The 13,980-nt window shown below is 64.2% G+C and carries 13 protein-coding genes and 1 tRNA gene; 4 read left to right on the forward strand and 10 right to left on the reverse strand.

All coding sequences use genetic code 11. From position 1 onward, the window contains the following. Positions 1 to 27: 27 nt before the first annotated feature. The 8 genes from HMI57_RS04055 to HMI57_RS04090 all read right to left on the reverse strand — a co-directional run bounded on the left by HMI57_RS04055 (position 28) and on the right by HMI57_RS04090 (position 8,894). Positions 28 to 1,008, reverse strand: coding sequence for a hypothetical protein (locus tag HMI57_RS04055; RefSeq protein WP_346655133.1), 981 nt, complete (start codon positions 1,006 to 1,008; stop codon positions 28 to 30). 32 nt (positions 1,009 to 1,040) lie between these two features. After that, positions 1,041 to 2,672, reverse strand: a complete 1,632-nt coding sequence (locus tag HMI57_RS04060; RefSeq protein WP_171584614.1) for a helicase HerA-like domain-containing protein — start codon at positions 2,670 to 2,672, stop codon at positions 1,041 to 1,043. Positions 2,673 to 2,689: 17 nt separating this feature from the next. Continuing rightward, positions 2,690 to 4,024: a sn-glycerol-3-phosphate ABC transporter ATP-binding protein UgpC gene (ugpC, locus tag HMI57_RS04065; protein ID WP_171584615.1), complete on the reverse strand. Its 1,335-nt coding sequence runs from the start codon at positions 4,022 to 4,024 to the stop codon at positions 2,690 to 2,692. Positions 4,025 to 4,076: 52 nt separating this feature from the next. Next, positions 4,077 to 4,925 carry a carbohydrate ABC transporter permease gene (locus HMI57_RS04070; protein WP_171584617.1) on the reverse strand — a complete coding sequence of 283 codons (849 nt, stop codon included), beginning with the start codon at positions 4,923 to 4,925 and terminating at the stop codon, positions 4,077 to 4,079. After that, a complete protein-coding gene (locus tag HMI57_RS04075; RefSeq protein WP_318779141.1) occupies positions 4,925 to 5,902 on the reverse strand; it encodes a sugar ABC transporter permease in 978 nt (325 codons plus the stop codon). Before HMI57_RS04075 ends, HMI57_RS04070 begins: the two co-directional genes overlap by 1 nt. After that, positions 5,899 to 7,146, reverse strand: a complete 1,248-nt coding sequence (locus tag HMI57_RS04080) for an extracellular solute-binding protein (RefSeq protein WP_228720927.1) — start codon at positions 7,144 to 7,146, stop codon at positions 5,899 to 5,901. The genes HMI57_RS04075 and HMI57_RS04080 overlap by 4 nt, the downstream gene beginning before the upstream one ends. 245 nt (positions 7,147 to 7,391) lie before the next feature. Beyond that, positions 7,392 to 7,820, reverse strand: a complete 429-nt coding sequence (panD, locus tag HMI57_RS04085; RefSeq protein WP_171584620.1) for an aspartate 1-decarboxylase — start codon at positions 7,818 to 7,820, stop codon at positions 7,392 to 7,394. Positions 7,821 to 8,033: 213 nt separating this feature from the next. Beyond that, positions 8,034 to 8,894 (reverse strand): LysR substrate-binding domain-containing protein, encoded by an 861-nt coding sequence (locus tag HMI57_RS04090; RefSeq protein WP_171584621.1) that lies wholly within the window; start codon positions 8,892 to 8,894, stop codon positions 8,034 to 8,036. A gap of 172 nt (positions 8,895 to 9,066) precedes the next feature. On the opposite strand from HMI57_RS04090, the gene HMI57_RS04095 reads away from it, so the two are divergent. Together HMI57_RS04095 and HMI57_RS04100 are read left to right on the forward strand one after the other, a co-directional pair. Further along, the gene (locus HMI57_RS04095; protein ID WP_171584705.1) at positions 9,067 to 10,389 is read left to right on the forward strand and encodes an MFS transporter; all 1,323 of its coding nucleotides are present in this window, start codon (positions 9,067 to 9,069) and stop codon (positions 10,387 to 10,389) included. Positions 10,390 to 10,427: 38 nt separating this feature from the next. Beyond that, positions 10,428 to 10,766 (forward strand): YnfA family protein, encoded by a 339-nt coding sequence (locus tag HMI57_RS04100; RefSeq protein ID WP_171584622.1) that lies wholly within the window; start codon positions 10,428 to 10,430, stop codon positions 10,764 to 10,766. Between the two features lie 39 nt (positions 10,767 to 10,805). Here the strand turns inward: HMI57_RS04100 and HMI57_RS04105 are convergent. Further along, positions 10,806 to 10,879 (reverse strand) — tRNA-Gly (locus HMI57_RS04105). 178 nt (positions 10,880 to 11,057) lie between these two features. Here HMI57_RS04105 and kynA point away from each other — a divergent pair. Further along, positions 11,058 to 11,912, forward strand: a complete 855-nt coding sequence (gene kynA, locus HMI57_RS04110; RefSeq protein WP_171584623.1) for a tryptophan 2,3-dioxygenase — start codon at positions 11,058 to 11,060, stop codon at positions 11,910 to 11,912. A 33-nt stretch (positions 11,913 to 11,945) separates the two neighbouring features. Beyond that, the gene (dcd, locus tag HMI57_RS04115; RefSeq protein WP_171584624.1) at positions 11,946 to 12,521 is read left to right on the forward strand and encodes a dCTP deaminase; all 576 of its coding nucleotides are present in this window, start codon (positions 11,946 to 11,948) and stop codon (positions 12,519 to 12,521) included. Positions 12,522 to 12,524: 3 nt separating this feature from the next. On the opposite strand, the gene HMI57_RS04120 is transcribed toward dcd, so the two are convergent. Beyond that, positions 12,525 to 13,937, reverse strand: coding sequence for an MFS transporter (locus tag HMI57_RS04120; protein ID WP_171584626.1), 1,413 nt, complete (start codon positions 13,935 to 13,937; stop codon positions 12,525 to 12,527). Positions 13,938 to 13,980: the final 43 nt, after the last annotated feature.

Genomic DNA, 13,980 nt, shown 5'->3' on the forward strand with positions numbered 1-13,980 from the left:
CGGTACCGGCCGTCCAGTACTGGCCCGCTAGTACTGGACGACTGGTGTGACCGTGACGTCGTCGCCGGTCACTGACAGCCGGGCGGTGAAACCGAATTCGCGGGGGACCGTGACCGCCTCGATGGTGCCGGTGAACAGGTCCTGTAGTGAGGTGGTCAGCTCGGCGGTCCCCGCGAGCGGCTCCATCACCCAGCTGCCGTCGAACGGTTCAATGGCCACCGTGGGGTACTCGGTGATCGCCCAGCGGATGTCCCCGGCGACCCGGCTTTCGGTCTGGAAGTTGAACGGACAGTTGGCTGGCTGGAAGACGGTCTGCGCGGCGCACTCGTCGAGGAAGCGCCGCACCTGGGCGTTGACCTCCTCCACCAGAACGTCGGTGGCAGCGGTGGCCAGGGCCAGCTGTTGGCTCCCCCCGCGCTCGGTGACCGCGACCGTCTGAGCGGGCGCCGCGAAGTACTCGCTGGTGTAGTGGGCTTCGAAGCCGCCCGGATAGAACACAGCGAACTGGTTTCTGCCCTCCGGCATGGCAACACGGGTGTTATTGAGGGTGGCTTCGCCCTGGTTGATGACCGTGAGGTCGAGGGTGGGAAGCACAGTGGGCACGAACTCCCACGTGTTGAAGAAGAGCCACTCGTTGCCGGTACGTTCCAGCGGAAAGGTCGAGGAGTGTTCGGTGCCGCGGACCGTATAGGTGACCGTAACATCCGCCCGGTTTGCGCCCACGGGTACCGCATCGCCCACCACCACATCCTCGACGGCGGCGGCTGACTGCTGCAGCGGGGCGCCGTCGAGCATTGCCGCGTTGGCAGCCGGAACCGAGGCGTTCAGCAGGCCCAGGGCGCGCTCGCCGTCGCCGTCGTCGAGCGCCTCGAGGTAGTCGTGCACCTGCTCCTCGGGGTTGAAAATGAACGAATTGGCGACCACCACTGCCGTAACCGCTCCCGCGATCACCAGCAGCAGCCCGAGCAGCCAGGCTGCGAGGACTTTGATCACCGAGGACGTTTGCACGCTCAACACGTTACCTGTTGAGCGCCGGGTGCCTACCAACGGCGCCGGCTGCGCCTCCGCTGCGTCCCGAACAACCCGCGCGCCAACTCAGCCCCGATCGCTCCCGCCGCCTTCATCGCGAAGTCCATCAGTTCGTCGTTCTGAGCTCCGCCCGACGACGTCGGCGCACCCAGCGGTGGCGGTGTCATCCTGCGCGGGCGGGAGGCGCGATCCGAGGGGGTATTCTCTGTCGGCGCGCCGAGGATGGATTCCTCGATCCGGCGGGCGTCGTCGTCGGCGCTGGTTGTCGTGCGGGCACTGGCGTTGCCAGCCGGAAGCGTCGCAAGCTTCTCGGCTGCCGAGTGGCTGTCGACGGGTGTTACGTACCGACCCAGCAGCGGGGAGGCGCTCACAACCTTCTCGACCACGTTCGGCGCCGATGGCCCCATGGTTGACTCCGGGGAAGTCATGCGGGTCCACGCCACGGGAGTGGGTGCACCGCCGTCGTTCATGACCGTTACCACCGCCTCGCCGGTCCCCGCTGAGGTGAGAACCTCGGCTAGGTCATAGCCGCTCGTCGGGAAGGTGGACACGGTTGCCTTGAGCGCCTTCGCGTCGTCAGGGGTGAACGCCCGTAACGCATGCTGGACCCGGTTGGCGAGCTGGCCCAGCACGTCAGCCGGCACGTCCTTCGGAGTTTGTGTCACGAAGAAGATGCCGACGCCCTTGGACCGGATCAGACGAACCGTCGTCTGGATGGACCGGAGAAACTCTTTGGACGCGTCGTTGAAGAGCAGGTGTGCCTCGTCGAGGAAGAACACCAGTTTCGGTTTGTCCTGGTCGCCCACCTCGGGGAGGTCGGCGAACAGATCGGCAGCGAGCCACATGAGGAAGGTGGAGAACAGCTGGGGCGTGTGCAGGAGTGTGGGCAACTCCAGGCAGCTAATGATTCCTTTCCCGTCGTCGGTCACACGGAGGAGATCGGCCGTATCGAATTCCGGCTCGCCGAAGAAGTCAGTCATGCCCTGAGCTTCGAGCGTGATGAGCTTCCGGAGAATGACACCGGCTGTGCTCTTGGACAATCCGCCCAGCTCGCTCAGCGAGTCCTTGCCTTCGGCGGAGGTGAGATAGGCAATCACCGCCCGCAGATCGGCGAGATTGAACAGCTCGAGTCCCGCCCCATCGGCGTAGTGGAAAATCAGGGTGAGGCTCGACTCCTGCGTCTCATTCAGATCCATCACGCGGGACAGCAGCAGGGGGCCGAATGCCGAAATGGTGGCACGGATGGGAACCCCCACACCGTGCCCACCGAGCGCAAAGTACTCCACCGGGAAACTCTGTGCCGACCACTGCTGGCCCACACTCATGGTGCGAGCCAGCAGTTTCTCGGTGCCCGATCCGGGGGTGGAAAGTCCCGTCAAATCACCCTTGATGTCGGCGAGGAACACCGGTACCCCCTGGGCGCTGAGCTGTTCAGCCATCACCTGCAGCGTGATGGTCTTTCCGGTGCCAGTGGCACCGGCCACCAACCCATGGCGGTTCATCATGGCCAGAGGCAGCCGCACCTCCGCTTCGGGATGCGGTATGCCGTCGAGCAACGCCGCCCCCAGATGGATCGAGGCACCCTCGAACTGATAGCCGGAAATGATCCCGGCTATCAGCCCCGACTCCTCGGCGTCAGCCATGGCCAGCTGCTTAGACGTCAGCTGGCCGCAGCGTGCTTGCCGCCACCATTCTGATCGGTGCCGTTGCTCGCGCCGGCCTGCGAGCCGTCCGTGCCGTGGCCGTTTGCGCGGTCGGCCTCCTGAGCGGTGGCGATCTCCTCGGCGCGTTCCTCGCCTGCTTCGGCGGTGAGCGCGGCGCCGGCCTCGGCATCACGGGTGAGGTTCTCGCCGGACTCGGGATCGAACAGGTGCAGCTTGCGGGTGTCGAGCCAGATCTCCGCCTCGCGACCGCCGCGGATACGGCTGGCGGCGTCGAGCGTAACCACAATCTGGGGGCGCAGCTCATCGGCGTCCATCTCGCGGGCCAGGTTGTTGAGCAGCTCGCGCATTTCCGGGTCCGGGTTGAAGTTGATGTACCCGTACTGCTCGTTGCCGAGCCACTCGGTGTGGGTGAGGGTTGCGGTGAAGATCGAACCGTGAGGCAGCTTGGACTCCTCGACCAGTTTCGCGTCCTCGAAGAATTCGGGCCGCACGCCCACCAGGACAACCTTCTTGCCTTCGACTTTCGCCAGCTTGTCGGCGGGGACATCGAGCTCGCCGAGGACGGTCTGCAGTTTGCCGTTCTCGATGGTCGCGGGGATGAAGTTCATTGACGGTGAGCCAATGAACCCGGCCACGAAGAGGTTGCGTGGCTGCTCGTACAGTTCACGAGGGGAGGCGATCTGTTGCAGTTCGCCCATCTTCAGCACTGCTACCCGGTCACCGAGGGTCATGGCCTCGGTCTGGTCGTGGGTCACATAGACACTGGTGACTCCCAGACGACGCTGCATCTGGGAGATCTCCGAGCGCATCTGACCGCGCAGCTTCGCATCCAGGTTGGAGAGCGGCTCATCGAAGAGGAACGCATCAGCCTGGCGCACGATGGCCCGGCCCATGGCGACACGCTGACGCTGCCCACCGGACAGGTTCGCTGGCTTCCGCTGCAGGTGATCGGTGAGTTCAAGGGTGGCCGCGGCCTCGGTGACGAGCTTCTTGACCTGCTCCTCACTGTGCTTGCCTTTGGCGAGGCGCAGCGGGAAGGCAATGTTCTCGTACACCGTGAGGTGCGGGTAGAGGGCGTAGTTCTGGAACACCATGGCCAGGTTGCGGTCACGGGGTGCCTTGTCGTTCACACGCTCGCCGTCAATGAGCAGCTCTCCGTCGGTGATGTCCTCCAGGCCAACAATCATGCGCAGGAGGGTCGACTTGCCGCAGCCCGAGGGGCCCACCAGGATGATGAACTCGCCGTCGGCGATGTCGATGCTGATGTCATTGACGGCGGGGAACCCGTCGCCGTATTTCTTGACCAGGTTGTTGAGGGTAATTGAAGCCATTTTCTGGTGATCCTTTTCTATGTATCTGGCGCAAGCGGCTGGGACTGCGCCATTAGCCCTTGACGGCGCCCGAGGTCAGGCCGGAAACGATTTGACGTTGGAACAGCAGTACCAACAGGACGATCGGGATGGTGACGATGATCGCAGCTGCCGAAATGGCGCCGGTGGGTGACTCGAACTGCGAGGCGCCAGTGAAGAACGCCAGCGCCGCCGGCACCGGCCGCGCAGCCTCCGTGGATGTGAGCGAGATGCCGTAGACGAAGTCGTTCCACGCGATGAAGAACGCAATGATCGCCGTCGTGAAGACCCCGGGTGCGGCCAGCGGAACGATTGCCTTGCGGAAGGCCTGCCAGGTGGTGGCACCGTCGACCTGTGCCGCCTGCTCCAGCTCCCACGGGATTTGGCGGAAGAATGCCGCGAGCGTCCAGATGGAGATCGGCAGGGTCAGGGACAGGTAGGGAATGATCAACCCGAGCCAGGTGTCGTAGAGCCCGATGTTGCGCCAGAGGTTGAACAACGGGGTAACGATCGAGATCACCGGGAATATCGAAACTGCCAGTGCGGTGGTGAGGACCAGCTTCTTCCCGGGGAAATCGAGCCGGGCAATCGCGTAGGCGCATAGCGTGGCCAGGACGACGGCGATCGCCGTCGCGATAAGCGAGATGCCGATCGAGTTGCGCAGCGAGGTCAGGAACAGCTCCTGCGCGTCGCCGACCAGGATCTGCTCGTAGTTGGAAATGGTGGCAGCGCCCGGCGTCGGCAGGAAGCTTCCGTTGGTGAGGTCGCTGGGGGACTTGAAGGAGGTTGCCAGGATGGAGGCCACCGGGAACAGTGCGTACAGCAGCACCAGAACCGAGATGACGGCCCACCAGATCTTTTCGCGCCGGGAAGAGTTCTTCATTACTTTTCTCCTCTCGTGCCGGCAAGATCCACTTTGAAGATCTTGATGGCAGCGAAACTGATCAATATGACACAGAGGAACAAGAGCACCGAGACCGCTGAACCGAGCCCAATCTCAAGGCGGCTGATCGACGTCCGGTAGGCCAGGAGGGAAAGCACTTCCGTATTGTTCTCGCCGTTGGTCATGATGAACACGTTGTCGAATATTCGGAAGGCGTCGAGGGCCCTGAACAGGACCGCGACCATGATGGCCGCCTTCATGTTGGGAATGACCACCTTGCGCATCTGTTCCCACCACGTGGCGCCGTCGACCTTGGCGGCTTCGGTGAGCTCATCGGGGACCTGGGCCAGGCCTGCCAGCAGCAGGAGGGAGATGAAGGGGGTGGTCTTCCAGATCTCGGAGGCCATGATGACGAACAGTGAGGTGCCGGTCTGGGCGAACCAGTTCAGGTCCGAGTCGATGCCGGGCACCCAGTCGAACCAGGCGTTCACGTACCCCGAGTTGATGTCGAAGGCGTAGAACCAGGCGTAGGCGGACACCACGGTGATGATGCCGTAGGGCACCAGGATCGCGGTCCGGAGGATCCCCTTGAGTGACTTCAGTGCCTTGCTCATCACCAGTGCCAGCGCGAACCCGAGCACCAGTTCGACGGCGACGGTAATGACGGTGATGAGGACGGTCACCAGGAGGCCCTGCCACCAGACACTGTCCCCGAGGATCGTGATGTAGTTCGCAAACCAGATGAACTCACGCTCATCCGGGGCGGTGAGCCTGAAGGCGAACAGGGATTCGAAGAAGGCCTGCAGGATGGGGTACAGCGTCACCAGCAGCATCACCACGAAGGCGGGACCCGCGAGGTACCAGCCCATCCGCCGTTCGGCTTTGACCCGGTCGCTGTGCTGTGTCTTCGCCTTCTTCGCCTTGTCCGGATTCGGTGACTTGCCGGCGTCGGGCTTGTTGATCGTTGAGCTACTCACAGTAGCCTCTCCCCTCTGAGCACTGCGGTGATGAACTCCTGGGACCGTTCGGGGGTTGTGTCAGGATCCACTTCGTTCGGTGGTGACCATTCCTGCTGCAGTCCGGTGGAGATTTCGTTGTAGAACGGTGTCTGGGGGCGGGGAGCCGCGAGTTCGAGTGAATCCCTGATGGTTGTTGCCATCGGGAAGTCTTCCTCGATCGTCGGATCGTCGTATGCCTCCGAATTGGACGGCGGGTTGCCGTTGGTGATGAAGTACTCGGTCTGGTTTTCGGGCTTAACAATGCACTCGATGGCCTCGTAGGCCAGATCCGGATCGTCGCTCGCCGCACCGACACCCAGGTTGATGCCGCCCAGCGGTGGTGCTGTGTCTTCGCCCTCGGTGACCGTGGGGAACAGTGCCCAGCCGATGTCGTCGACTACCGACTGATCGATCGACCCCGCTTCGACGGCACCCAGGGTAGCGGGCCAGACGAACGGGTAGTTGACCATGAAGGAACCGTCATCGCCCTGGAACAGGGTGAGTGAGGTGTTCTCGGTGGAGGTCGGCAAGCCTGGGCCGCCGAGACCCTCGGTGCCGATGGTGCCGATGATCCGCGCCGCCTCCTGGCCGGCCTCGGAGGTGAGGCCCAGCTCCAGTTCGTCGGCGGACGCTTCGGGGTTCTCGAGAATCTGGCCGCCAGCGGATTCCACCAGGGCGTTGATCCAGACGGTCATCGACTCGGCTGGTGAACCCTGGACTCCGAGGAGCTTGTCCTGCTCGGTGGCCGCGTCGATCAGCTGGTCCCAGGTGACCGGCTGGGACATATCCAGCCCAGCGGCCTCGGCAACCGATTCGCGATACCAGAGAATTTGGGTGTTGGCCCAGAAGGGAACGGTGACCAGTTCGTCCTTCCAGGTGGCACCGGCGAGGGCGCCTTCGAGGACGTTCTCGGAGAAGACGTCCACCGAATCCGCGGGGATGGGTGCCAGGAAGCCCGGCTCCGCAAGTTCGGGGATGAACGGCGGGTCAATGCTCATGATGTCCATTGACGTGTCCCCGGCGGCGAGCCGTCGCGCGAGCTGTTCGCGCTGGGCGGCCGCATCGGTCGGGAGAAGCGACGTCTCAATCCGGTAGGCGCCGTCGGCCTCTTCGGTGCAGCTGGCGGCAATTGCTGCCTGCCCTCCCGCATCGGGATTGATGTACCAGGTTAGTGTCGTGACGCTTTCCGTCGGGCCACAGCCCGTCAGCAGCATCGTTCCCATTGCCAGTGTTGCCACAGCCGCCGCTTTCGGCCGGCTCCGGACTGGATCGATTTTCCTTCGCCTGTTCGGCATTCCCACCGTGCCTCCACATCGTTGTAGATAGCCCGGTCGCCCTAGGTACAGCAGGCGAACCGAAGCAACCTTGTCTTTGAGACCATATGCCCTGAGTGGGAAATTCGCCACAACCTCAGGTTGCAATCCGGGCAAGGTTGAGCAGGAAAAGCGCCCCTAAACGTAAGCGCTTACTAAAGTAGTGCTGAATTATTCAACGCGTGGGGCGGCCTCTCGAGGCCGTCGACGACGCTCTCGGCGGGGTCGTTGCCGAGGTCCACGATGCGGTTCTGTTCGTTGACGTGCACCACTGTGGGGAGGTACTCATGCGCTTCGGCGTCGGTGAGCTGCGCGTAGGTGATGAGGATGACTGTGTCACCCTGGTGGACCAGGTGGGCAGCCGGGCCGTTGATGCCCAGTACCCCTGATCCGCGTTCACCGGCGATGATGTAGGTCTCCAGGCGTGCGCCATTGGTGACGTCGACAATGGAGACCATCTCGCCGGGCAGGATGTCTGCCGCTTCGAGCAGGTCGAGGTCCACGGTGACGGACCCCACGTAGTGAAGGTCAGCGTGGGTTACCGTTGCGCGGTGGATTTTGGACTTGAACATTGTGCGATTCATCAGGATCAAGTATACGGTCGCGGTCGAGTACCCGGCTATGTGGTGTTGGGCACTGCAGTTCCGGCGGACGGGACCGTGGCGTGCAGGTTTCCCCAGGTTGTGGTGCCCGACGTCGTCGTCAGGCGGCGTGTCCATTGACGACACGCGGTCCGGGTCCCAGAACCCGGGGAAACCTGCACAGCCCGGACGCCCGGCATGCTCCACGAGGTGCTGTCAGGCGTCCGGAGCCTTCCGGAGGGCGCGGCCCATGATCGCTGACGTGAGCGCCGCGACCAACTCATGGTTCGCCAGCGGGTTGCTCAGCAGGGTGAAGTCAACCGCGCCGACCGCTGGCAGGTTGAAGCGGTTGCTGACCTGGACCAGGTCCTCTGGGATGAGGGATTGCGGAAAGACGGCCAGGCCAATTCCGGCTCGCGCCGCGGCAAGGACCCCGTTGATCTCCCGGGTGTTGCAGGTGATCCGCCAGGTACGGCCGGCCTTTTCCAGGGCGTCTATGGTCATCTGGCGGGTGAGACTGGGGGACTGGTAGACGATCAGCGGCACAGGCGCGCCGTCCTCAAGGGTGGTCTTCCCGTGACCGGCCCAGACCAGCTGGTCGGTCTGCACCAGGGTCCCCTCTCCGGTGCCGCTCATGTACTTGATGAAGATCAGGTCCACCTGGCCAGCCCGCAGCCGGCGCAGCAGCAGGGGGCTCTGGGTGACAGTGAGCTCAAGGTTGATCTGTGGATAGAGCTGGCGGAAGTGGCGGAGGATGCGGGGGAGCTGCGTGATTGCAAGATCATCGGCCACGCCAAATCTGAGCCGGCCCCGCATGGCCGAACCGGAAAAGTACGCCACTGCCTGTTCCTGCGCCGCGAGGATGGTCCGGGCGAAGCCGGCCATCGCATCCCCGTTGTCCGTCAGGCTGACGCCCCGGGTGTCACGCGAGATCAGCAGTCGCCCTGCGGCCTCCTCCAGCTTCCGGATGTGCTGGCTGACCGTGGGCTGGCTCAGGTTCAGCCGGCCCGCCGCACCGGTGAAACTCAGGGTTTCCGCAACGGCGAGGAACGTTCTGAGTTGAACCGGGTCATACACGTTTGAACCACCTATTACGTTTCCGAATACGAGTTATAGCCACCATACGCTTTCATGATGATTCGGCGGTGCGTAGCGTGGAAGGAGTTCCCCACTCCCAGCACAGGAAGACACCTTGGCACCCCCACCGCCCTCCGCCAGCCCGGCCGGAGACCCCACGCTCACCGCACCCATGCCCATCACCACTGCGCGGCCCGCATGGCGCGACACCTTCATCTCCCTCCGCATCCCCAACTTCCGCCGCTTCGCGATCTCCCACCTGATCGCAGTGATCGCGGTGTGGATGCAGCGCATCGCCCAGGACTGGATGGTGCTGGAACTCTCCGGGTCGGTCACCGCCGTCGGCATCACCGTGGCGCTGCAGTTCGCGCCGTTTCTCCTCCTCGGGCCCTACGGCGGCATCATCGCGGACCGCTACCCAAAGCGCATCCTCCTGATCATCACCCAGAGCCTCGCGGCGCTGATGGCAGCCGTGATGGCCGTCCTCGCCCTGACCGGTCTGGTGGAGGTGTGGCATGTCTATATCATCGCGTTCACCCTGGGGCTGGTCACCGTGGTCGACGCTCCCGCCCGGCAGGTCTTCGTCAATGACCTGGTGGGGCCGGTGCACCTGCGCAACGCCATCAGCCTGAACTCCTCGATTTTCCAGGTGGGTGCCATGGTGGGCCCGGCGATCAGCGGTGTGCTGATCACTGCGATCGGCGGCGGGTGGGCATTCGCGGTGAACGCCGTCGCGTGCCTGTACACGGTCATCACCCTCGCGCTGCTGCGGACCGATCAGCTGTCGGTGGCCGTGCGGGCACCCCGGGCGAAAGGGCAACTCCGCGAAGGTGCCCGGTACGTGATGCGAAAGCCCGCGATCTTCTGGTGCATGCTCACCGGGGCCTTCGTCTCGGTGTTCGCCATGAGTACGCCGGTGCTGATGGCGGCGTTCGCCGACACCGTCTTCGACTCCGGCGCGCAGGGTTACGGATTCCTCAACACGGCGCTGGCCACCGGGTCGCTGGTCGGTGCGCTTGCCTCCACCCGACGGACCACCCTGAGGCTGAGGGGCGTACTCGGTGGTGCCGCCGCGTTTGGTGGGTTCATGGCCCTTGGCGCGGTTGCCCCGAACCAGGCGGTCTTCGCGATCCTGATGTTCTTTGCCGGGATCGGCTGCCTCTGGTTCATCACCGGCGCTAATCAGCTGGTGCAGATCTCGTCCAACCTCGCGATCCGGGGCCGGGTCATGGCCCTGTACATGATGGTGCTGATCGGTGGGCAGGCCATCGGCGGTCCGATGATCGGCTGGCTGGCCGAGAACATCGGTGCGCCCACCACGGTGCTGATTGCCGGTGGGGTGCCCTTGCTAGCGTCGGGAGTGATCGCCGTCGTCCTCGCCCGGAAGGGACAACTGACCCTGCGGTTCCGCTACACCCACGCACCGGATCGCCGACGTCGGCTGGTGGCGATCGTCCCGAAGGACCCCGCCGCGAAGCGCCACGCGATTGTCTGACCAGGGACCCGGCCGGGGCGTGGCAGGGATAATGCACTATGACACTTGCCCTGGTCGTGGTCCTTTTCGTCTTCGCTGCGCTCGCTGAAATCGGCGGCGCCTGGCTGGTCTGGCAGAGCATCCGTGAGGGCAAGCCCTGGTGGTGGGCGGGCCTCGGAGTGATGGCGCTCGCCGCCTACGGGTTCATAGCAACCCTGCAACCGGACGCGAACTTCGGGAGGATTCTCGCAGCCTACGGAGGGGTCTTCGTCGCTGGCTCACTCGCCTGGGGAGTGGTTTTCGACGGATTCCGGCCCGACCGCTGGGATCTCGCCGGGTCGGCGCTCTGCCTGGTGGGAGTGGCGGTCATCATGTTCGCACCGCGACCAGTGGTGTGAAACGAGAACCCCGGAACGCTATGGCGCTCCGCAGAAAAGTGGAGCGGGCGACGGGAATCGAACCCGCGTATCGAGCTTGGGAAGCTAGCGCTCTACCATTGAGCTACGCCCGCCTGGAGATCAGCCCACACTGCGGCTTGGATCCCGGCAAAAACAACGAGATTCAGCCTACCCCAACCTCACCGTTGCGAAAACACCGGGCTTGGGAAGGCAGTGTCCAGTCCAGCGGCCAACCACCGGGCCGAGGTGGCCCCCGGCCCCGGGTGCCCACCGGGTGAGTACCCTAAGACCATGAGCGTCGAGAAGAACACCCGGGACATCGAAGCGGGAATCGAAAAGGATTTCACAGCGAAGATGAGCTACGGCTCGTACCTGTCGTTGGACGAGCTGCTGTCCGCCCAGCACCCGGTGAGCCGTCCGGAGCACCACGATGAAATGCTGTTCATCATCCAGCACCAGACGTCGGAGCTGTGGCTGAAGCTGGTCCTCCATGAGCTGCGCGCGGTCCGGGCGAAACTGCAGGCCGATGACCTGCGGTCAGCGATGAAGGGCATCGCGCGCATCAAACACATTCAGCGCTCCCTCACCGAGCAGTGGTCGGTCCTGGCCACCCTCACCCCTTCCGAATACGCAGAATTCAGGGGAGACCTCGGGTCGTCCAGCGGATTCCAGTCCTACCAGTACCGGGCGGTCGAGTTCCTGCTCGGCAACAAGAACTCAGGCATGCTGGAGGTCTTCTCCAATGACCCGGCAGCCCGGGACCTGCTGTCGGAGCTCCTGAACCAGACGAGTATCTACGACGAGTTCATCAGGTTGCTCTCCCGCCGGGGCCATGCCATTCCTACAGAGCTGCTCGACCGGGATGTCAGGACCGCCCATGTCTTCAACCCGGAGCTGGTGCAGGTCTACAAGGCGGTCTACGAGAACGCCGCCGAGCACTGGGACCTGTACGAGGCGTGTGAGGAGCTGGTGGATCTGGAGGACAACTTCCAACTCTGGCGGTTCCGGCACCTGAAGACCGTTGAACGGACCATCGGCTTCAAGCGCGGCACCGGCGGCTCATCGGGGGTCGGTTTCCTGCAGAAGGCACTTGAGCTCACGTTCTTCCCCGAGCTGTATGCGGTGCGCACCGAGATTGGCCGGTAACGGCGACCCCAGTGACTACGGTATTTTTGAACCGTGCTGATCTCTGACCGCGACATCCGAACCGAAATTGACCGCCAACGCATTGTGCTCGATCCCTACGATGAGGCGATGGTCCAGCCCTCCAGCGTGGACGTCCGGATTGACCGCTACTTCAGGTTGTTCGACAACCACAAGTACGCGCATATCGACCCGGCCGAGGACCAGCCCGAGCTGACCCGTCTGGTGGAAGTGGACGCGGATGAACCGTTCATTCTGCACCCGGGCGAGTTTGTGCTCGGGTCGACCTACGAGACAGTGACGCTACCGGATGACATCGCTGCCCGGCTGGAGGGCAAGTCCTCGCTCGGACGCCTGGGCCTGCTGACGCACTCCACCGCCGGCTTCATCGATCCGGGATTCTCCGGTCACGTGACCCTCGAGCTGTCCAACATGGCCACCCTGCCCATCAAGCTGTGGCCGGGGTCGAAGATCGGGCAGCTCTGCTTCTTCCGGTTGACCTCCCCGTCGGAACACCCCTACGGGTCCGGCCCGTACGGGAACAGGTATCAGGGACAGCGCGGCCCGACGGCGTCGCGCAGCCACCAGAACTTCCACCGCACAGCTATCTGAGTCCTAGTAGGACGGTACGACGGCGGGAGCCACCTGTGCGGGCGGCTTCACCGGGAGCAACACGAGGAGCCCGGCGAGCAGCACCACCAGAATGCCGATGATCCCGTACCGCTGCTCACCGAAGATGGTGATGGACGCGGCGAAGAGGGCCGGGGCGAGGAAGCTGACCGCCCGGCCGGTGGTGGCGTAAAGGCCAAATAGCTCACCCTCTTCTCCCACGGGCGCCAACCGGGCCAGGTAGGCGCGGGAGGAGGCCTGCGCCGGACCGACGAATAGGGTGAGCATCAGACCGAACACCCAGAACGTCACGTCGCCGGTCCAGGTGAAGCCCAGCACCTCGTGGGTGCCCGGGCCGAGGATCAGGACAGCAGAGCCTGCGATCAGCAGGCCAACCAAGGCGACGATGATGACCCGTTTCGGTCCCACCCGGTCGTCGAGGAAGCCGCCGATGATTGCGCCGACCGCGGCGATCAGGTTGCCGGCGATGGCGAAGACAATCACCTCGCTCAGGGTGAACCCGAAGGTGCCCGCCGCGATGATGCCGCCGAACGTGAACACCGCCGCCAGACCGTCACGGAAGATGGCACTGGCCAGCAGGAAGAAGATGGTGTGCGGGCTGGTCCTGTAGATCGCCTTGACCCGACGGAACAGCAGGCCATAGGACGCGAGGAAGCCCAGCTGGGCGGCCTTGTCCCGGCGCGGGACTTCGGGCACCGCGAACATCACCGGCACGGCGAACGCCAGGAACCACAGGGCCGAGAACACCGCGACCAACCGGATATTCAGGCTGTCCGTGGTGTCCGAGCCGAACCAGGTGAACGCCGGCTCCACAAACGCGACCAGCACCAGCACCAGCGCGACAATTCCGCCGACATAGCCCATTGCCCACCCGAACCCGCTGATCCGCCCGATGCTGCGTGGGGTCGAGATCTGGGTCAGCATCGCGTTGTAGTTCACGCCCGCGAACTCGAAGAAGATGTTGGCCAGTGCGATCAGGGCGACGCCAAGGAGCAGAAACTCGGGCTCGGGGAAGACGAAGAAGCAGAGGCCGGTGAGCAGCGCCACCAGGAGGCTGTTCACCCCGAGCCAGAGCTTCCGACGTCCGCCGTTGTCGGATCGTTGGCCGGTCACGGGCGCGAGCAAAGCGATCATGGCCCCGGCAATCGCGAGGCCCCAGCCGAGCACCACCGAGGCCCGGGCTTCGCCGCCGAAGGCGTCACTGGTGAGGTACACGGTGAAGACGAAGGTGGTCATGACCGCGTTGAATGCGGCCGATCCCCAATCCCAGGACGCCCACGCGAGTACCGGCCGCGACAGTAGCCTGCCCGCGCCGCTCGCCTGACCCGGAACGGTGTCCTCCGTCCGGGCGCTGGAGGAGGGCTGGGACGCTGCCGGCTGGGGGGAATCCACGCTCATAGGGTGAATGTTATCCCGCGCTGGTACCTCAGCAGGTGAAGCG

Source organism: Arthrobacter sp. 260, from assembly GCF_013116745.1.
Lineage (GTDB): Bacteria > Actinomycetota > Actinomycetes > Actinomycetales > Micrococcaceae > Arthrobacter_D.

Excerpts from the sequence above, each read along its gene's own strand:
- HMI57_RS04070 (WP_171584617.1), bottom strand. The coding sequence starts at position 4,925 with ATGAAGAACTCTTCCCGGCGCGAAAAGATCTGGTGGGCCGTCATCTCG.
- HMI57_RS04120 (WP_171584626.1), bottom strand. The coding sequence starts at position 13,937 with ATGAGCGTGGATTCCCCCCAGCCGGCAGCGTCCCAGCCCTCCTCCAGC.
- kynA (WP_171584623.1), top strand. The coding sequence starts at position 11,058 with ATGAGCGTCGAGAAGAACACCCGGGACATCGAAGCGGGAATCGAAAAG.
- HMI57_RS04100 (WP_171584622.1), top strand. The coding sequence starts at position 10,428 with ATGACACTTGCCCTGGTCGTGGTCCTTTTCGTCTTCGCTGCGCTCGCT.
- HMI57_RS04080 (WP_228720927.1), bottom strand. The coding sequence starts at position 7,146 with ATGGGAACGATGCTGCTGACGGGCTGTGGCCCGACGGAAAGCGTCACG.
- HMI57_RS04095 (WP_171584705.1), top strand. The coding sequence starts at position 9,067 with ATGCCCATCACCACTGCGCGGCCCGCATGGCGCGACACCTTCATCTCC.
- ugpC (WP_171584615.1), bottom strand. The coding sequence starts at position 4,024 with ATGGCTTCAATTACCCTCAACAACCTGGTCAAGAAATACGGCGACGGG.
- panD (WP_171584620.1), bottom strand. The coding sequence starts at position 7,820 with ATGAATCGCACAATGTTCAAGTCCAAAATCCACCGCGCAACGGTAACC.
- HMI57_RS04060 (WP_171584614.1), bottom strand. The coding sequence starts at position 2,672 with ATGGCTGACGCCGAGGAGTCGGGGCTGATAGCCGGGATCATTTCCGGC.